Origin of the sequence: Pseudescherichia sp. AS216 (assembly GCF_037152055.1) — a bacterium.
GTDB lineage: Bacteria > Pseudomonadota > Gammaproteobacteria > Enterobacterales > Enterobacteriaceae > Pseudescherichia.
The window spans coordinates 702,302-720,697 of sequence record NZ_JBBCMV010000003.1; the positions used below are offsets into that span (position 1 = coordinate 702,302).

Sequence of the window (18,396 nt, forward strand, 5' to 3'; positions counted from 1 at the left end):
ATAATTAGCGCTGATAATCTAGCAGGAGTTAACGATGTTTGCAGGTTTACCTTCGCTCAGTCATGAGCAACAGCAGCAGGCGGTAGAGCGTATTCAGCAGCTTATGTCCGAAGGCATGAGCAGCGGGCAGGCGATCGCAGTGGTCGCCGAAGAGCTGCGTGCCAACCACACCGGGGAGCGGATCGTGGCACGCTTTGAAGATGAGGATGAAGACGAGTAGTTCTATACCGCGGCGATAATTTTAATTTCGACCCGGTACTGCGGGTTCATCAGCGTCGCCTGTACGGTGCAGCGTACCGGCGCATGGCCTGCTACCACCCATGCATCCCAGGCGCGGTTCATTGCCGCAAAGTCATCGCTGTTAGCCAGAAAAATCGTGGCATCAAGAATACGCGTTTTATCGCTACCCTGTTTTGCCAGCACGGCGTCAATCTGCGCCAGGGTGTTGGCGGTCTGCGCCTCGGCGTCGGCCTCAAGGTTCTCCGGTACGCCGGTATAGTACAGCGTCTGGTTATGGATCACGGCATCGGACCAGCGGGCCTCGGCATCAATACGTTTAATCGTCACTTTTCACTCCCTTATTGCTTTTTGGCAGGGCCAAGAGTGCCACACGGGTAGCGATCCTGTCACCACTTCGGCTAGCTAAAAATTCCCGCGCCCGACATAATCACTGGCGATATAACCAGGGGGCGGCGTGGCAGAGAACAGTGTAACGGACGATTTTGCACCAGACGGGCAGTTAGCGAAAGCGATACCGGGGTTTAAACCGCGTGAGCCACAGCGGCAGATGGCCCAGGCGGTCAGCGCTGCCATTGCTAATACCCAGCCGCTGGTGGTTGAGGCCGGAACCGGGACGGGGAAAACCTACGCCTATCTGGCCCCGGCCCTGCGCGCCGGGAAAAAGGTCATTATCTCCACCGGCTCGAAGGCGCTGCAGGATCAGCTCTACAGCCGCGATCTGCCCACCGTCTCCCGGGCGCTGGAGTATACCGGCCGCCTGGCGCTGCTGAAGGGGCGCTCCAACTACCTCTGCATCGAACGTCTTGAGCAGCAGGCGCTTGCCGGCGGCGATCTGCCGGTGCAGATCCTCAGCGACGTTATCCTGCTGCGGTCATGGTCGAGCCAGACCCTTGATGGCGACATCAGCACCTGCGCCAGCGTGGCGGAGGACTCCCAGGCCTGGCCGCTGGTCACCAGCACCAACGATAACTGCCTCGGCAGCGACTGCCCGATGTATAAAGATTGCTTCGTGGTCAAGGCGCGTAAGAAGGCGATGGACGCCGACGTGGTCGTGGTTAACCACCACCTCTTTCTCGCTGACATGGTGGTGAAAGACAGCGGCTTTGGCGAGCTGATCCCCGAGGCCGACGTAATGATCTTTGACGAAGCGCACCAGCTGCCGGATATCGCCAGCCAGTACTTCGGCCAGTCGCTCTCCAGCCGCCAGCTGCTGGATCTGGCGAAAGATTTCACCATTGCCTACCGCACCGAACTGAAAGATACCCAGCAGCTGCAGAAGTGCGCGGATCGCCTGGCGCAGAGTGCGCAGGACTTCCGTTTACAGCTGGGCGAGCCGGGCTATCGCGGCAACCTGCGCGAGCTGCTGGCGGACAGCCACGTCCAGCGCGCGCTGCTGCTGCTCGATGATGCCTTAGAGCTATGCTACGACGTAGCCAAGCTCTCTCTTGGTCGCTCGGCGCTGCTCGACGCGGCCTTTGAACGGGCAACGCTTTATCGCACGCGCCTCAAGCGGCTGAAAGAGATCAACCAGCCGGGCTTCAGCTACTGGTACGAGTGTACCTCTCGCCACTTTACCCTCGCCCTGACGCCGCTCACCGTGGCAGAGAAGTTCAAAGAGGTGATGGCCCAGAAGCCGGGAAGCTGGATCTTTACCTCGGCCACGCTCTCGGTGAACGACGACCTGCACCACTTTACCTCCCGCCTCGGGATTGAAACGGCAGAGTCAATGCTGCTGCCCAGTCCGTTTGATTTCGCCCGTCAGGCACTGCTCTGCGTGCCGCGCAATCTGCCGCAGACCAACCAGCCCGGCGCGGCGCGCCAGCTGGCAGCGATGCTCAGGCCAATGATCGAGGCCAACAACGGCCGCTGCTTTATGCTCTGCACCTCCCACGCCATGATGCGCGACCTGGCAGAGCAGTTCCGCGCGACCCTGTCGCTGCCGGTGCTGTTGCAGGGCGAAACCAGTAAGGGCCAGCTGCTCCAGCAGTTTGTCACCGCCGGAAACGCGCTGCTGGTGGCAACCAGCAGCTTCTGGGAAGGGGTGGACGTGCGCGGCGATACGCTGTCGCTGGTGATCATCGACAAGCTGCCCTTTACCTCACCGGACGATCCGCTGCTGAAGGCGCGGATGGAGGATTGCCGCCTGCGCGGGGGCGATCCTTTTGATGATGTTCAGCTGCCGGACGCGGTGATCACCCTCAAGCAGGGGGTAGGCCGCCTGATCCGCGACATCGACGACCGTGGCGTGCTGGTGATCTGCGACAACCGGCTGGTGATGCGTCCCTATGGTGCAACCTTCCTTGCCAGCCTGCCGCCGACCCCGCGCACCCGGGACATCGCCCGCGCGGTGAGATTCCTGGCCGGGGTCTCGACGCAGTAATTTGCCGCAGAGTGTGCTAAGATGCGCGCCATTTTATTGAATCAACACCCCGAGAGCGCGAAGACCGATGCGAATTCTGGCTATTGATACCGCCACAGAGGCCTGTTCCGTTGCCCTGTGGAATAACGGTACGACCTCTGCCCACTTTGAACTCTGCCCAAGAGAACATACCCAACGTATTTTACCCCTGGTTCAGCAGACGCTGAACGACAGCGGCGTCACCCTTGCCAAACTCGACGCGCTGGCCTTTGGCCGTGGGCCGGGCAGCTTTACCGGCGTGCGGATTGGCATTGGTATTGCTCAGGGCCTGGCACTGGGTGCCGAGCTGCCGATGATCGGCGTCTCAACGCTGGCCACCATGGCGCAGGGCGCGTGGCGTAAAACCGGCGCGACGCGCGTGCTGGCCGCCATCGATGCCCGCATGGGCGAAGTCTACTGGGCCGAGTACCAGCGGGATGAGCAGGGCGTCTGGCACGGCGAAGAGAGTGAGGCGGTGCTGAAGCCGGAAGCGGTCAGCGAACGCCTGGCCCAGCTCAGCGGATCCTGGGCTACGGTGGGCACCGGCTGGCCGGCATGGCCGGATCTTGGCAAAGAGAGCGGGCTAACCCTCACCGACGGCGGCATCCTGCTGCCTGCAGCTGAAGATATGCTCCCGCTCGCCTGCCAGCTTTTTGCCCAGCAGCGCACCGTTGCCGTGGAGCATGCGGAGCCGGTTTATTTGCGCAACGAGGTGGCCTGGAAGAAACTTCCGGGCAGAAAATGAATCTCAGCTATATACATAACGTAACAGTGTAAATAGCAGGAAGGTGGTAAGTGAAGGTATCCCAACAGGTGGGGCAAAGCAGGTCCAGGCGCTGGCTGCTGGCAGGCTTAGCCGCCTTAGCGCTGAGCGGTTGCGTCTCGGTGCCTGACGCCATTAAAGGCAGCAGCCCAACGCCGCAGCAGGATCTGGTTCGGGTGATGAATGCGCCTGAGCTATACGTCGGCCAGGAGGCGCGCTTCGGCGGTAAAGTTATCGGCTTGCAGAACAAGCAGGGGCAAACCCGGCTGGAGATTGCCTCGGTACCGCTGGACAGCGGCGCGCGTCCCGTTCTGGGTGAACCTTCCCGCGGGCGTATTTACGCTGACGTGAACGGCTTCCTCGATCCGGTGGATTTCCGTAACCAGTACGTGACCGTGGTCGGCACCATTAGCGGCGTTGAGCAGGGCAAAGTGGGCGAGACGCCCTATAAGTTTATGGTCATGAAGGTGAGTGGCTATAAACGCTGGCATCTCCAGCAGCAGGTTATGCTGCCGCCGCAGCCAATCGACCCCTGGTACTGGGGACCGGGTCCGAATCCCTGGCGTTACGGCGGCTACGGCGGTTACGGCTGGTACAACACCGGTCCGGCCCCGGTGCATACCGTCGTAACAGAGTAACTCCCTGTTAAATAAGAGAAGAGACAGCGGACTATCCGCTGTTTCTCCTTTTTTATGACCATAACAAGAATAAAAGAGTGACGCGCTTCGCAACCTGTGAATCGGCCAATTAATAAACTGGTACAATGAGTTAATATAATGTTAACGGCATGTTTATTAAGCGGAGTTGCGATGACGACGAATTTTCATTTCAGAGGTGACGCATTGAAGAAGGTTTGGCTTAACCGTTATCCCGCCGACGTGCCAGCGGACATCAACCCCGATCGCTATCAATCCCTTGTGGAACTCTTCGAAAATGCCGCCATCCGCTATGCGGACCAGCCGGCGTTTATCAACATGGGCGAGACCATGACCTTCCGCAAGCTGGAAGAGCGCAGCCGCGCCTTTGCCGCCTGGCTACAGCAGGGGTTGGGGTTAAAGAAGGGCGATCGCGTGGCGCTGATGATGCCTAACCTGCTGCAGTATCCGGTGGCGCTGTTTGGTATTTTGCGTGCCGGTATGGTGGTAGTGAACGTTAACCCTCTCTATACCCCTCGCGAGCTGGAGCATCAGCTCAACGACAGCGGCGCGGCGGCTATCGTCATTGTCTCTAACTTTGCCCACACCCTTGAAAAAGTGGTAGATAAGACCCAGGTGCAGCACGTGATTTTGACCCGCATGGGGGATCAGCTCTCTGCGGCGAAGGGGACGCTGGTCAACTTCGTGGTCAAGTACGTTAAGCGACTGGTACCGAAATATCACCTGCCGGACGCCATTTCGTTTCGCCAGGCGCTGCACAACGGCTACCGCCTGCAGTACGTCAAGCCGGAGGTGGTCCCGGACGATCTCGCTTTCCTGCAATACACTGGCGGCACCACCGGCGTGGCTAAAGGGGCGATGCTGACCCACCGCAACATGCTGGCCAATCTCGAACAGGTGAACGCCACCTACGGGCCGCTGCTGCACCGGGGAAAAGAGCTGGTGGTTACTGCTCTGCCGCTGTATCACATCTTTGCCCTGACCATGAACTGCCTGCTGTTTATCGAGCTGGGCGGGCAGAACCTGCTGATCACCAACCCGCGCGATATTCCAGGGCTGGTGAAAGAGCTGTCAAAGTATCCCTTTACCGCCATGACCGGGGTGAATACCCTGTTCAATGCGCTGTTGAACAACAAAGAGTTTCAGCAGCTCGACTTCTCTACGCTGCACCTCTCCGCAGGTGGCGGGATGCCTGTCCAGCAGGCGGTCGCCGAGCGCTGGGTGAAGCTTACCGGGCAGTATCTGCTGGAGGGCTATGGCCTGACGGAGTGCTCTCCGCTGGTGAGCGTGAACCCGCACGATATCGACTACCACAGCGGCAGCATCGGCCTGCCTGTGCCCTCTACGGAGGTGAAGCTGATTGACGACGAGGGCAGGGAGGTGCCGCACGGCGAACCGGGCGAGCTGTGCGTCAAGGGGCCACAGGTAATGCTGGGCTACTGGCAGCGCCCTGACGCCACTGACGAGATCATCAAAGACGGCTGGCTGATGACCGGCGATATTGCGGTAATGGACGACGAAGGCTTCCTGCGCATTGTCGATCGTAAAAAAGATATGATTCTGGTCTCCGGCTTCAACGTCTACCCTAACGAGATTGAAGACGTCGTGATGCAGCACCCAGGCGTGCAGGAGGTGGCCGCCGTCGGCGTGCCGTCAACCAGCAGCGGTGAAAAGGTAAAAATTTTCGTGGTGAAGAAGGATCCCGACCTCAGCGAAGAGGCGCTCATTACCTTCTGCCGCCGTCAGCTTACCGGCTATAAGGTACCGAAGCTGGTGGAGTTTCGTGAGGAGCTGCCGAAATCCAACGTCGGCAAAATTTTACGGCGAGAATTACGTGACGAAGCGCGCGGCAAAGTAGACAATAAGGTCTAAGCTTCGAGTGAGTCGCCCAACGCCGGTTAGCCCGGCGTTTTTTATGGGCGCAAACCAAAGAGAGTATGATTTGAACTACCAGATGATCACCACCAACGACGCGCTGGCGACCATGAGCGAGGCGGCGCGCGCGTTTCCGGCTCTAGCCATCGATACCGAATTTGTCCGCACCCGCACCTACTATCCGCAGCTGGGCCTGATCCAGGTCTACGACGGTCAGCAGGTTTCGCTGATCGATCCGCTGGAGATCACCGACTGGACGCCGTTCCGCGAGCTGATGATGGATCGCGCGGTCACTAAGTTTCTCCACGCCGGCAGTGAAGATCTGGAAGTTTTTCTCAACGTGTTTGGCGAGCTGCCGCAACCGCTGATCGATACCCAGATCCTTGCCGCCTTCAGCGGCCGCCCGCTGTCGTGGGGCTTCGCCTCTATGGTTGAGGAGTATACCGGTTTGGCGCTGGATAAAAGCGAATCCCGCACCGACTGGCTGGCGCGTCCGCTGACCGAGCGCCAGTGCGACTACGCCGCCGCCGACGTCTGGTATCTGCTGCCTATCGCCCACAAGCTGATGGCGGAGACCGAGGCGGCGGGCTGGTTGCCCGCTGCGCTGGACGAGTGTCGCTTGATGCAGGAGCGCCGTCAGGAAGTGCTGGCCCCGGAAGAGGCGTGGCGCGATATTAGCAACGCCTGGCAGCTGCGTACCCGTCAGCTGGCCTGCCTGCAGCTGCTGGCGGCGTGGCGTCTGCGTAAGGCGCGCGAGCGCGATCTGGCGGTAAACTTTGTCGTGCGGGAAGAGAACCTGTGGGCGGTCGCGCGCTATATGCCGGGCAGCCTCGGCGAACTGGACAGCATTGGGCTCTCGGGGAGCGAGATCCGCTTCCACGGTAAAACGCTGCTGGCGATGGTCGCTCAGGCCCAGGCGTTGCCGGAAGCGTCGCTCCCGGAGCCGCTGCTGAACCTGCTTGATATGCCAGGTTATCGCCGGGCCTTCAAGGCGATTAAGGCACTGGTGCAGGAGGTGAGCGTGGCAAAAGGGGTGAGCGCCGAGCTGCTGGCCTCGCGTCGACAAATAAATCAGCTGCTTAACTGGCACTGGAATATTAAAGCGTTCGCCACCCTGCCGGAACTTATCTCCGGCTGGCGCGGTGAATTAATGGCGTCGAGCCTTCAGGCACTGCTGCTGGAATTTCCTCGCTAGCGAATGCGCCACTGTAAATAAACACAGTGAATACGCATAAATAAAAAAGGCAGCGCTTATTGGGCTGCCTTTTTAATGAAGGAGATAACGGTAAAACCTTATTTCGTCTCTTCGGCTTCCGGTAGGGTAACGTTCAGCTCAAGAATAGAAATATCGCCGTCTTTTTGTTCCAGCTGTACCGTCACCATTTCTGGATCGATCTGCACATACTTACAAATGACTTCCAGAATATCTTTGCGCAGCTGCGGCAAATAGTGTGGCTCGGCATCGCTGCGGCGACGCTCGGCCACGATGATCTGCAGGCGCTCTTTCGCTATGTTAGCGGTACTCTTCTTTCGTGAGAGAAAAAAGTCTAGTAATGCCATAATTTATCCTCCGAACAGGCGTTTGAGGAAACCTTTCTTCTCTTCTTCGATGAAGCGGAAAGGGCGTTCTTCTCCCAGCAGACGTTCCACGGTATCAGCATACGCTTTACCGGCATCTGATGTCGCGTCCAGGATCACAGGTTCGCCCTGGTTAGAGGCGCGCAGCACGGACTGATCTTCCGGGATAACCCCGACCAGCTTGATGCGCAGGATCTCCAGCACATCTTCCATGCTCAGCATGTCGCCTTTGCTGACGCGGCCCGGGTTGTAGCGCGTCAGCAGCAGATGCTCTTTGATCGGCTCTTGACCGTTCTCGGCACGCCGCGATTTTGAGGAGAGAATGCCCAGAATGCGGTCCGAGTCGCGTACTGAGGAGACCTCTGGGTTAGTGGTAATAACGGCTTCATCTGCGAAGTAGAGCGCCATCAGCGCGCCGGTTTCGATCCCGGCAGGGGAGTCGCAGACGATGAAATCGAAATCCATCTTCTTCAGATCGTCGAGCACTTTCTCGACGCCGTCACGGGTCAGCGCGTCTTTGTCACGCGTCTGTGAGGCAGGAAGAATGTAGAGGCTTTCCGTGCGCTTATCTCTGATCAGCGCCTGGTTTAAGGTGGCATCGCCCTGAATAACGTTAACGAAATCATAGACTACACGGCGTTCACAACCCATGATCAGGTCGAGGTTACGCAGGCCGATATCGAAGTCGATAACGACGGTCTTCTTTCCCTTCTGGGCCAAACCAGTCGCGATGGCCGCGCTGGATGTCGTTTTACCGACGCCCCCTTTACCCGAAGTAACAACAATAATGCGTGCCATAGGTGTTCCTTGTTATAAGGGCTTAATTCAATGGTTGAACAGTCAAAGCGTTATCCGCGAGGAGCAGGCGAGCCGCTTTGCCATAATATTCGGCCGGGATTTGATCGCTCAGCCAGTATTCTCCCGCGATGGAGACCAGCTCCGCGGTGAGATGTGTGCAAAAAATTTGTGCTTCTCTGTCGCCGTTGGCCCCCGCCAGCGCCCGTCCACGCATCATGCCATAGATATGGATATTGCCATCGGCGATCAGCTCTGCGCCCGCGCTGACGTGGCTGGTAACGATCAGATCGCAGCCCGGGGCATATATTCTCTGTCCGGACCGGACCGGAACATCAATTAAGCGTGTTTTTGTGATCGGCGCGACAACGGGCTCTTCAACAATTGGCGCTTCAACGACAGGCGCCTCAGTAGCAGGCGGCTGGCGCAGTTTTTCTTTGCCTTCCGTCAGCAGTGGGAGCCCGGCGCGATCAATCTCAGCCTTCAGCTCGGCCTGTTTACAGCCGCTGACGCCAATAACACGTAAACCGGTGCTGGCAATCGCTTTATGCAAGGCAGCCCAGTTAACCGCTTCGTCCAGCGCGGAAATGTTAATAACAACGGGAGCATGCTGTAAAAAAGCGGGAGCCTGAGCGATTTTGTCTTCTAAGGCCTGACGAATAACCTCGGGTTTCGCATCATGCAAATGAACCACTGATAAGGTAAAACTACTGCCTTTAAGCTCGATGGGCGTGTTTGACATCCTGACCTTACTCATTTAGCTATTATCCCCCGCATAGCGGGTGATATTCCGAAGACTCTCAGGCATGTTATAGTCCCTGCTATATTGAGGCAAGACACCTCCCATTAATAATGAGTAAAAGTATGTTTTGTGTGATCTACCGAAGTGCTAAGCGTGAACAGACCTATTTGTATATCGAGAAAAAAGATGATTTTTCTCGGGTTCCTGAGGCATTAATGAAAAGTTTTGGCCAGCCGGTCATGACGATGCTGCTGCCCCTCGACGGGCGCAAAAACTTAGCCAATGCTGAACTGGACAAGGTTAAAGCGGCGCTCAAGGAGCAGGGATACTATCTGCAAATGCCGCCGCCGCAGGAGGATCTCCTTAAGCAGCATCTGCAAAGCAGCGGGAAGATTGACAAATCCTGAGACGGCGGTGATAGTCAAATTCCACACGCGTTCAAAGGGTTACTCAGGGGGTAATATGTATCAGCATCATAACTGGCAGGGTGCACTGTTAGATTTTCCCGTCAGTAAGGTTGTTTGCGTTGGCAGTAACTATGCGAAACATATTCAGGAGATGGGCAGCGCCACGCCGGACGAGCCGGTACTGTTTATCAAGCCTGAAACCGCGCTCTGCGATCTCCGCCAGCCGCTGGCCTTGCCGCAGGGGCTAGGATCGGTGCACCACGAAGTTGAGCTGGCGGTGCTGATTGGCGCTACGCTGCGTCAGGCCTCGGAAGAGCACGTTCAGCAGGCGATTGCCGGCTACGGCGTGGCGCTGGATCTGACGCTGCGCGATGTTCAGGGCAAAATGAAGAAGGCCGGGCAGCCGTGGGAGAAGGCCAAGGGCTTTGACAACTCTTGTCCGCTCTCCGGGTTTATTCCGGCAGCGGAGTTCGCAAGCGATCCGCAGAACACGCCGCTGGGGCTGAAGATCAACGGCGAGGTGCGCCAGCAGGGCACCACGGCGGATATGATCCACAAAATCGTGCCGCTGATTGCCTACATGAGCCGCTACTTCACCCTGCGCGCCGGGGACGTCATTCTGACCGGTACGCCGGAAGGCGTCGGCCCGCTGCACAGCGGCGACGAGCTGGAAGTGAGCTTTAACGGCCAGTCCCTTACCACCCGCGTGCTGTAAACCGTCTGTGTAATGTTTTGCCGTCGAAAGGGCGGCAAAACTTGCATCCCTGTGCCAGAGTGGTTATAAGGTGCAGCTGAAATTTCACGGCGGACTTCCTTATGAGCGATACACCTTTCTGGCAGAGCAAAACCCTTGAGCAGATGACCGATGCCGAGTGGGAGTCGCTGTGCGACGGCTGCGGCCAGTGCTGCCTGCACAAGCTTCAGGATGAAGATACCGACGAGATCTACTTCACTAACGTCGCCTGCCGTCAGCTTAATATCAAAACCTGCCAGTGCCGCAACTACGCGCGGCGCTTCGAGTATGAGCCGGACTGCATCAAGCTAACGCGGGAGAATCTGCCGACCTTTGAGTGGCTGCCGCCGACCTGTGCCTATCGCCTGCTGGCGGAGGGGAAAGCACTGCCGCTCTGGCATCCGCTGCGTAGCGGATCAAAAGCGGCGATGCACGCCGAGCGCATCTCGGTCCGCCACATTGCGGTAACGGAGTCCGAGGTGCGTAACTGGGAGGATCACATCCTCAACAAGCCCGGCGCTTAACGGCCAAAGAGATCGCGTTTTTTCGGTTTGAACGCCTGGGCAATCAGCACAAGGATGGCCACGGCGAAGTAGGCGATAAAGATCCCTACCAGCCACTGCGGCATCTCCAGGGTCAGGAAGGACCACTGGCGTTCGGCGCAGTCGCCGGAGGCAACAAAGACCTGCGGCAGCCACTTATCCAGCGGCAGCCAGCTCGGGAAACGGGCGGCGAAATCGCAGGTCATAAACGGGTTAGGGTGCAGCTGGATCATCGTATGCTCCCACGCCAGCTGAATACCGCGCCATGCGCTGTAGAGCCAGATAGCAATCGCCACATAGCGCAGCGGCGTTTTTGGCGCGATTGCACCCACCAGCCCGGCGCCCATTACGCCAAACAGGGCGCAACGCTCATAAATACATAAAACGCACGGTTTAAGCAGCATCACATGCTGGAACCATAAAGCCACCAGCTCAAGCGCCAACGCCGTCAGTGCCATAAGTAACCAGGCACCGCGCCCGTGAGAGCACTTGTTTAAAAATTGTAACATAATCATTTCCCTGGGAGATGCTAGACAGCGCAGTGTAAACGAATTCACCCTGAGATGACAAAGGGTTCAGAAGCGGGGGAAAGTAGGGGAAATAAGCGTTGTTTATGCTGGGAGTGCAAAAGCGTGGCAAAGGGTAAACGGCCAGCACAATGCGCTGAAAATGGCCGTTTAAGAAAAGCGTAAAAACAGAACGGCGATCCCTTTTTCTTCCCGTTTCGTGCTATCTGCTGCCCCCTCGCTCTGGTATGATGAGTCTCTTTGTTTCGCTGTGTAATGGAAATTTCTCTATGGTCATTAAGGCGCAGAGCCCGGCGGGGTTCGCGGAAGAGTACATCATTGAAAGTATCTGGAATAATCGCTTTCCACCGGGAACGATCCTGCCAGCTGAAAGAGAACTTTCCGAACTGATTGGCGTCACCCGCACTACGCTGCGCGAGGTGCTACAGCGTCTGGCACGTGACGGCTGGCTGACCATCCAGCACGGTAAGCCGACCAAAGTGAATAACTTCTGGGAGACGTCCGGCCTTAATATTCTGGAGACGCTGGCCCGGCTCGATCACGAGAGCGTTCCCCAGCTGATCGACAACCTGCTGTCGGTGCGTACCAACATCGCCACCATTTTCATCCGCACCGCGTTTCGCCAGCATCCGCAAGATGCGCTGGACGTCCTGGCCCGCGCGCGTGAGGTAGAAGATCACGCCGATGCCTTCGCCGAGCTCGACTACAACATTTTCCGCGGCCTCGCGTTTGCGTCAGGTAACCCTATCTATGGGCTGATCCTCAACGGCATGAAGGGGCTCTACACCCGTATCGGGCGGCACTACTTTGCCAACCCCGAGGCGCGCAGCCTGGCGCTGGGCTTCTACCACCGCCTGGGCGAGGTGTGCGAGCGCGGCGATCATGACAAGGTGTATGATATTGTGCGCCACTATGGACGCGACAGCGGAGAGATCTGGCACCGGATGCAGAAAAACCTGCCGGGCGATCTCGCCATTCAGAGTCGTTGAGCTCAGAGATAAACAGCAAAAGCCCTCTCCGCCAGGAGAGGGACAGGCATTACAGGCTGTTCTGACGCGGCGGGCAGCGATCCAGTAGCTCTACGCTGCCATCTTCGTTCTGCTGCTCCAGCATCACATCAAATCCCCACAGGCGGTGCACGTGCTTGAGCACCTCCCGGCGGCCCTTATCCAGCGGCGCACGGTTGTGCGGCACATAGCGCAGGGTTAACGAGCGGTCCCCACGCAGGTCGACGTTCCATACCTGGATATTCGGCTCAAGGTTGCTGAGGTTGTACTGCGCCGAAAGCTTAGCGCGGATCTCACGGTAGCCGTCTTCGTTATGAATAGCCGCAATCTCCAGATAGTTATTGCGATCGTCATCCAGCACCGTGAAGAAACGGAAGTCACGCATTACCTTAGGCGACAGGAACTGGCTAATAAAACTCTCGTCTTTAAAGTCGCGCATGGCGAAGTGGAGCGTCTCCAGCCAGTCCGATCCGGCAATATCCGGGAACCAGTACCTGTCCTCCTCGGTAGGGGACTGACAGATCCGTTTGATATCCTGGAACATGGCGAAGCCCAGCGCGTAGGGGTTGATCCCACTGTACCACGGGCTGTTGTAGGGCGGCTGGAACACCACGTTGGTGTGGCTATGGAGAAACTCCAGCATAAAGCGATCGGTCACTTTCCCCTCATCGTAGAGATGGTTGAGGATGGTGTAGTGCCAGAAGGTCGCCCAGCCCTCGTTCATGACCTGGGTCTGCTTCTGCGGATAGAAGTACTGGCTCACCTTACGCACGATGCGTAAAATCTCACGCTGCCACGGCTCAAGCAGCGGGGCATTCTTCTCCATAAAATAGAGCAGATTCTCCTGCGGCTCTGAAGGGTAGCGTCGGACTTCAGCAACCGTTTTCTCCTCCTCGCGCTTCGGCAGGGTACGCCACAGGGTGTTCACCTGACTCTGCAGATACTCTTCCCGGCTCTTCTGCCGCGCTTTCTCCTCCTGAAGAGAGATCTTCTGCGGCCGTTTGTAGCGATCGACGCCGTAGTTCATCAGGGCATGGCAGGAGTCGAGCAGCTTCTCAACCTCGACCACGCCATAGCGCTCTTCGCAATCGGTGATGTAGTTACGGGCAAAAATCAGGTAGTCAACAATGGAGCTGGCATCGGTCCAGCTGCGGAACAGGTAGTTATTTTTGAAGAAGGAGTTGTGCCCGTAGCAGGCATGGGCCATCACCAGCGCCTGCATGGTAATGGTGTTCTCCTCCATCAGGTAAGCGATACAGGGGTTGGAGTTGATCACAATCTCGTAGGCCAACCCCTGCTGCCCGTGCTTATAGAGCCGCTCGGTCTCGATAAACTTTTTACCAAACGACCAGTGGGTATAGTTAATCGGCATTCCGACGCTGGAGTAGGCGTCCATCATCTGTTCGGAGGTGATGACTTCGATCTGGTGGGGATAGGTATCAAGCCGGTAGAGTTTAGCTACCCGATCGATCTCGGCCAGGTAGGTATCAAGCAGTTCGAATGTCCAGTCGGGTCCATCGCTGAGACGGGAGGTGTCCTTATTCATGGAGTCAATCGTAGCCATTAGCGCACCCTCATTGTTGGCGACTCTCTCTTGCAGGAGAGTCTCCTTTCAAGCATAGATCACCGCATCAAAAACCGGGCTGGCGAGGAAATTTTTTCTTCGCCATTTCGCCGTGTAAAAAGGGGGGTAGGCCAGGCATTTGCGCTATTTTATGCTGCGTTACATGGAGGCTCAGCAGGAGATACCAAATAGCCCCCATCCGCCGTCATAGGCAGAGATGTGAGTTAAGTCACCATAAAAAAGCCGTATGTTGAATAACATTTTCATCTGAGTTATCAATTTGTAATCAGATGATTGTTCTTAACCGATGATCGTTCTTAACTCGTCAGTTTTACTCATAGGGAGTGGCTATGCGCGTTGTGGTTCTGGGAAGTGGCGTCGTGGGCGTGACCAGCGCCTGGTATCTGAGTCAGGCGGGGCATGAGGTAACGGTAATTGAACGGGAGCCGGGATCGGCGCTGCAAACCAGCGCGGCTAACGCCGGACAGATCTCACCAGGCTATGCTGCCCCCTGGGCCGCACCGGGTGTCCCTCTGAAGGCGATCAAATGGATGTTTGAACGCCATGCCCCGCTGGCCATCGGCCTTGACGGGACGTCGTTCCAGCTCAAGTGGATGTGGCAGATGCTGCGCAACTGTGACACCCGCCACTACATGGAGAACAAGGGACGGATGGTGCGTCTGGCCGAGTACAGCCGCGACTGCCTGAAGGCCCTGCGCGACAGCACCGGCATTGAGTATGAGGGGCGACAGGGCGGCACGCTGCAGCTCTTCCGCACAGAACAGCAGTATGAGAACGCGACCCGCGACATCGCCGTGCTGGAAGATGCCGGGGTTCCCTATCAGCTGCTGGAGTCTGCCCGGCTGGCAGAGGTTGAACCTGCCCTCGCCGAAGTGGCGCACAAGCTCACCGGCGGCCTGCGCCTGCCCAATGACGAAACCGGCGACTGTCAGCTCTTTACCCAGCGTCTGGCGCAGATGGCCGAGCAGGCGGGTGTGGTGTTTCGCTACAATACGCCGGTCGATCGCCTGCTTTATGAGGGCGAGAAGATCTACGGCGTGAAGTGTGGTGATGAGGTGATCAAGGCCGATGCCTACGTGATGGCCTTTGGCTCATACTCCACCGCTATGCTGAAAGGCATCGTCGATATTCCGGTCTATCCCCTGAAAGGCTACTCGCTTACCATTCCCGTGGCGGAGGAGAGCGGTGCGCCCGTGTCGACTATCCTTGATGAGAGCTACAAGATTGCCATTACCCGCTTCGATAACCGCATCCGCGTTGGCGGGATGGCAGAGATTGTGGGCTTCAATACCGAGCTGCTGCAGCCGCGTCGGGAGACGCTGGAGATGGTAGTGCGCGATCTCTTTCCACGCGGAGGCCACGTTGAAGAAGCCACCTTCTGGACCGGCCTGCGTCCGATGACGCCGGACGGCACGCCGGTGGTGGGACGTACGCCGTTTAAAAATCTCTGGCTCAACACCGGGCATGGCACCCTTGGCTGGACCATGGCCTGCGGTTCCGGCCAGCTGCTGAGCGATCTGATCTCTGGCCGCTCACCGGCTATTCCACACGAAGATTTAGGCGTAGCCCGCTACGGTGCCGATTTTACTCCCGCGCGGGCCAGCCATCTGCATGGCGTACACAATACATAAGGGGCAGTCATGACGCGTCCTGTTCAGGCCACGCTAAATTTATCGGCCTTACAGCATAATTTACAGGTTGTTCGCCGCGCTGCGCCTGGGGCGCGGGTGTGGTCGGTAGTAAAGGCCAACGCCTACGGGCACGGAATCGACCGCATCTGGCGCGCGCTGGGCACCACGGACGGTTTTGCCCTGCTCAATCTGGAGGAGGCGGTGCTGCTGCGCGAGCGCGGCTGGAAGGGGCCGATCCTGCTGCTGGAGGGGTTCTTTAATGCCGACGAGTTGCCGCTGCTGGATAGCCTGCGTCTGACCACCAGCATTCACAGCAACTGGCAGCTAAAGGCGCTGCAAAATGCCCGGCTTAGCGCCCCGCTGGATATCTACCTGAAGGTCAACACCGGCATGAACCGGCTGGGGTTTATGCCGGAGCGGGTCAGTTCGGTATGGCAGCAGCTGCGGGCGATGAAAAACGTGGGTCAGATGACGCTGATGTCGCATTTTGCCTCGGGGGAGAAGCCCGATGGCATTGTCGAGGCGATGGTGCGAGTAGAGCAGGCGGCGGAAGGACTCAACTGTCCCCGCTCCCTCGCCAACTCGGCCGCCACGCTCTGGCATCCTCAGGCCCATTTTGACTGGGTCAGGCCAGGTATTATTCTCTACGGCGCGTCGCCCTCCGGGCAGTGGCACGACGTGGCGAACAGCGGCCTCAAGCCGGTGATGGCTCTGCACAGCGAGATTATCGGCGTGCAGACCCTGAAGCGGGGCGATCGGGTGGGCTACGGCGGGCGCTATCAGGCCACGGGCGAGCAGCGGATCGGCATCGTTGCGGCAGGCTATGCCGATGGCTATCCGCGCCACGCTCCGGACGGCACGCCGGTGCTGGTAGACGGCGTACGCACGGGGATTGTCGGAACGGTCTCAATGGATATGCTGGCGGTAGATCTGACCCCGTGCCCGCAGGCGGGGATCGGTACACCGGTTGAGCTGTGGGGCAGCGAAATCAAGATTGATGACGTCGCCGCTGCGGCGGGCACGGTGGGGTATGAGCTGATGTGCGCGCTTGCTCCCCGCGTGCCGGTTGTTACGCAATGATTGTGACAGTGTAACCGCAAGGCATCCAGGCCGGGTCAGGCGTAGCCGCCACCCGGCGATACCTCACTCCGTTTCGTGTTCGGCTACCCGGACACCCACCTTACGCACGGCGTTATCCTCTTTTTCGGCCACCGTCCAGATCATGCCAGCAAACTCCACCTGGTCACCGACCACCGGCGCAGCACCAATCAGCTTCTGCACAATATCCCCCAGCGTCTGCTGTTTATCGGGATACTCCGTTCCCTGATCGAGGCCGTAGATCAGCGCCACGTCAGCAAACTTAGCACTGGCCTCCAGAATAAAGTCCCCAAAGAAGCGCTGATCCAGCGCCACCGGCGGCGAGTGGCTAAACAGTTTGCCCAGCGCAGGCAGGTCGCGCTCGCGGCCAATCACGCACAGCACATCGCCTTCGCGCAGGTGGGTACTGCCGGTCGGGTGCAGCAGCGCGTTGCCACGGAACAGGGCGGCAATACGCGTCTCTGGCGGCATATGCAGATCGCGCAGCGCCGCACCGACGCACCACTTATCGGCACTCAGCTGGTAGATAAACTGCTCCCAGGCGTTCTCCGGGCTGATGTCCAGCCCGACCCGCGACTCGGGCCAGCCCACCGGGGGAACCACTACCCTGGCTTTTTTTGCCGCCCAGCTCAGGGAGGTGCCCTGGAACAGCAGGGAGACCAGCACCACGAAGAAGGCGACGTTGAAGAACAGCCGGGCGTTTTCGAGACCGGCCATCATCGGGAATACCGCGAGGATGATGGGAACCGCGCCGCGTAGCCCCACCCAGCTAATAAAGATCCGCTCGCGCAGGTTGAAGCCGCGAAACGGCAGCAGGCCAGCAAACACCGACAGTGGGCGGGCCACAAAAATCATCCACGCCGAGAGCAGCAGGGCCGGAACGGCAATCATCAACAGGTCGGAAGGGGTAACCAACAGCCCCAGCACGAGGAACATACCGATCTGCGCCAGCCAGGCCAGGCCGTCAAAGTTCTGTTGAATGTTATAGCGGTTACGAATGGGGCGATTGCCGAGCACAAAACCGCACAGGTAGACTGCCAGGATGCCGCTGCCATGGATTGCCGTAGTGACCGCGAAGATCAGAATACCGCCGCTCAGGGCCAGCAGCGGGTAGAGCCCGGCGGGCAGCGCGATCCGATTAATCATCTGCTGCAGCAGGTAGCCACCCGCCAGGCCGACGATAATCCCGAGGCCAAACTCCTGAACGATATGCAGGGCAAACTTCCAGTCCAGCCCAAGCTGATGATGCTGGATCATATCTATCAGGGTGATAGTCAGAAACACGGCCATCGGATCGTTACTGCCGGACTCAATCTCCAGCGTCGAGCCGACACGCTCGTTAAGCCCCTTGCCGCCCAGCAGGGAGAAGACTGCCGCCGCATCCGTCGAGCCGACAATGGCGCCAATCAGCAGGCCCTCTATCATGTCTAGCTTGAACAGCCAGGCGGCCATCATACCGGTGAGACCGGAGGTGATCAGGACCCCGACCGTGGCCAGCGATAGCGCAGGGCCAAGGGCGACGCGAAACGAACTGGCCTGGGTGCGCATGCCGCCATCCAGCAGAATGATCGCCAGCGCGAGGTTACTGATCATATAGGCGAGCGGATAGTTATCGAAAGGGATGCCGCCGACGCCGTCGACACCGGCCAGCATGCCGATGGCGAGAAAGATAACCAGGATGGGAATACCAAGGCGTGATGAAAAAGAACTTAATAAGATACTGCAGGTTACAAGCACTGAACCCAAAATGAAAAGACCGATAATCGCCTCAGCTTCCAATGTCGCTTTTCTCCTCTAAATGCATTTACCACCCAAACGG

The 18,396-nt window shown here is 58.2% G+C and carries 19 protein-coding genes; 12 read left to right on the plus strand and 7 right to left on the minus strand.

Translation table 11 applies throughout. From position 1 onward, the window contains the following. The first annotated feature begins 34 nt into the window (after positions 1-34). Entirely contained in the window at positions 35-220 is a 186-nt protein-coding gene (locus WFN61_RS12625; RefSeq protein WP_144818683.1) for a YoaH family protein, read from the plus strand. A 2-nt stretch (positions 221-222) separates the two neighbouring features. Here the strand turns inward: WFN61_RS12625 and WFN61_RS12630 are convergent, their stop codons facing one another. Continuing rightward, complete coding sequence (locus WFN61_RS12630) at positions 223-567, minus strand: RidA family protein (protein WP_257757901.1); 345 nt, start codon at positions 565-567, stop codon at positions 223-225. Between the two features lie 127 nt (positions 568-694). On the opposite strand from WFN61_RS12630, the gene WFN61_RS12635 reads away from it, so the two are divergent. From WFN61_RS12635 to rnd, 5 genes are all read left to right on the plus strand, one after another. Continuing rightward, positions 695-2,620, plus strand: a complete 1,926-nt coding sequence (locus WFN61_RS12635; protein ID WP_257757900.1) for an ATP-dependent DNA helicase — start codon at positions 695-697, stop codon at positions 2,618-2,620. Between the two features lie 67 nt (positions 2,621-2,687). After that, complete coding sequence (gene tsaB, locus WFN61_RS12640) at positions 2,688-3,383, plus strand: tRNA (adenosine(37)-N6)-threonylcarbamoyltransferase complex dimerization subunit type 1 TsaB (RefSeq protein WP_337038732.1); 696 nt, start codon at positions 2,688-2,690, stop codon at positions 3,381-3,383. 68 nt (positions 3,384-3,451) lie between these two features. Next, positions 3,452-4,039, plus strand: a complete 588-nt coding sequence (locus WFN61_RS12645; RefSeq protein ID WP_312274443.1) for a Slp family lipoprotein — start codon at positions 3,452-3,454, stop codon at positions 4,037-4,039. Between the two features lie 204 nt (positions 4,040-4,243). Continuing rightward, on the plus strand, positions 4,244-5,929 hold the full coding sequence (gene fadD / locus WFN61_RS12650) for a long-chain-fatty-acid--CoA ligase FadD (RefSeq protein WP_257758283.1): 1,686 nt from the start codon (positions 4,244-4,246) through the stop codon (positions 5,927-5,929). A 70-nt stretch (positions 5,930-5,999) separates the two neighbouring features. Beyond that, a complete protein-coding gene (gene rnd / locus WFN61_RS12655; RefSeq protein WP_337038755.1) occupies positions 6,000-7,127 on the plus strand; it encodes a ribonuclease D in 1,128 nt (375 codons plus the stop codon). A gap of 98 nt (positions 7,128-7,225) precedes the next feature. Here rnd and minE read toward each other — a convergent pair whose 3' ends face one another. The 3 genes from minE to minC are packed head-to-tail and all read right to left on the minus strand — an operon-like array spanning position 7,226 to position 9,047. Beyond that, positions 7,226-7,492 carry a cell division topological specificity factor MinE gene (minE, locus tag WFN61_RS12660; protein ID WP_042391279.1) on the minus strand — a complete coding sequence of 89 codons (267 nt, stop codon included), beginning with the start codon at positions 7,490-7,492 and terminating at the stop codon, positions 7,226-7,228. A gap of 3 nt (positions 7,493-7,495) precedes the next feature. Further along, a complete protein-coding gene (gene minD / locus WFN61_RS12665) occupies positions 7,496-8,308 on the minus strand; it encodes a septum site-determining protein MinD (RefSeq protein WP_042391277.1) in 813 nt (270 codons plus the stop codon). Between the two features lie 22 nt (positions 8,309-8,330). Beyond that, positions 8,331-9,047: a septum site-determining protein MinC gene (gene minC, locus WFN61_RS12670; protein ID WP_312175268.1), complete on the minus strand. Its 717-nt coding sequence runs from the start codon at positions 9,045-9,047 to the stop codon at positions 8,331-8,333. Positions 9,048-9,169: 122 nt separating this feature from the next. On the opposite strand from minC, the gene WFN61_RS12675 reads away from it, so the two are divergent. The 3 genes from WFN61_RS12675 to WFN61_RS12685 all read left to right on the plus strand — a co-directional run bounded on the left by WFN61_RS12675 (position 9,170) and on the right by WFN61_RS12685 (position 10,711). Continuing rightward, a complete protein-coding gene (locus WFN61_RS12675) occupies positions 9,170-9,454 on the plus strand; it encodes a YcgL domain-containing protein (RefSeq protein ID WP_144818691.1) in 285 nt (94 codons plus the stop codon). 55 nt (positions 9,455-9,509) lie between these two features. Beyond that, positions 9,510-10,169 (plus strand): fumarylacetoacetate hydrolase family protein, encoded by a 660-nt coding sequence (locus WFN61_RS12680; protein WP_042391273.1) that lies wholly within the window; start codon positions 9,510-9,512, stop codon positions 10,167-10,169. 101 nt (positions 10,170-10,270) lie between these two features. After that, entirely contained in the window at positions 10,271-10,711 is a 441-nt protein-coding gene (locus WFN61_RS12685; protein ID WP_144818693.1) for a YcgN family cysteine cluster protein, read from the plus strand. Here WFN61_RS12685 and dsbB read toward each other — a convergent pair. Continuing rightward, entirely contained in the window at positions 10,708-11,238 is a 531-nt protein-coding gene (dsbB, locus tag WFN61_RS12690; protein WP_042391268.1) for a disulfide bond formation protein DsbB, read from the minus strand. The two genes, WFN61_RS12685 and dsbB, sit on opposite strands and share 4 nt — an antisense overlap. Positions 11,239-11,525: 287 nt before the next feature. Here dsbB and fadR point away from each other — a divergent pair, with 287 nt between their 5' ends. Beyond that, positions 11,526-12,245: a fatty acid metabolism transcriptional regulator FadR gene (gene fadR, locus WFN61_RS12695; protein ID WP_042391266.1), complete on the plus strand. Its 720-nt coding sequence runs from the start codon at positions 11,526-11,528 to the stop codon at positions 12,243-12,245. Between the two features lie 49 nt (positions 12,246-12,294). Here fadR and WFN61_RS12700 read toward each other — a convergent pair whose 3' ends face one another. Beyond that, a complete protein-coding gene (locus WFN61_RS12700; protein WP_042391264.1) occupies positions 12,295-13,827 on the minus strand; it encodes a SpoVR family protein in 1,533 nt (510 codons plus the stop codon). A 350-nt stretch (positions 13,828-14,177) separates the two neighbouring features. Between WFN61_RS12700 and WFN61_RS12705 the strand changes: the two genes are divergently transcribed. Together WFN61_RS12705 and dadX are read left to right on the plus strand one after the other, a co-directional pair. Beyond that, complete coding sequence (locus WFN61_RS12705; RefSeq protein WP_312283066.1) at positions 14,178-15,479, plus strand: D-amino acid dehydrogenase; 1,302 nt, start codon at positions 14,178-14,180, stop codon at positions 15,477-15,479. Positions 15,480-15,488: 9 nt separating this feature from the next. Beyond that, entirely contained in the window at positions 15,489-16,559 is a 1,071-nt protein-coding gene (gene dadX / locus WFN61_RS12710; RefSeq protein WP_257757886.1) for a catabolic alanine racemase DadX, read from the plus strand. A gap of 63 nt (positions 16,560-16,622) precedes the next feature. Here the strand turns inward: dadX and WFN61_RS12715 are convergent, their stop codons facing one another. Next, entirely contained in the window at positions 16,623-18,356 is a 1,734-nt protein-coding gene (locus tag WFN61_RS12715; RefSeq protein ID WP_312283067.1) for a potassium/proton antiporter, read from the minus strand. Positions 18,357-18,396: the final 40 nt, after the last annotated feature.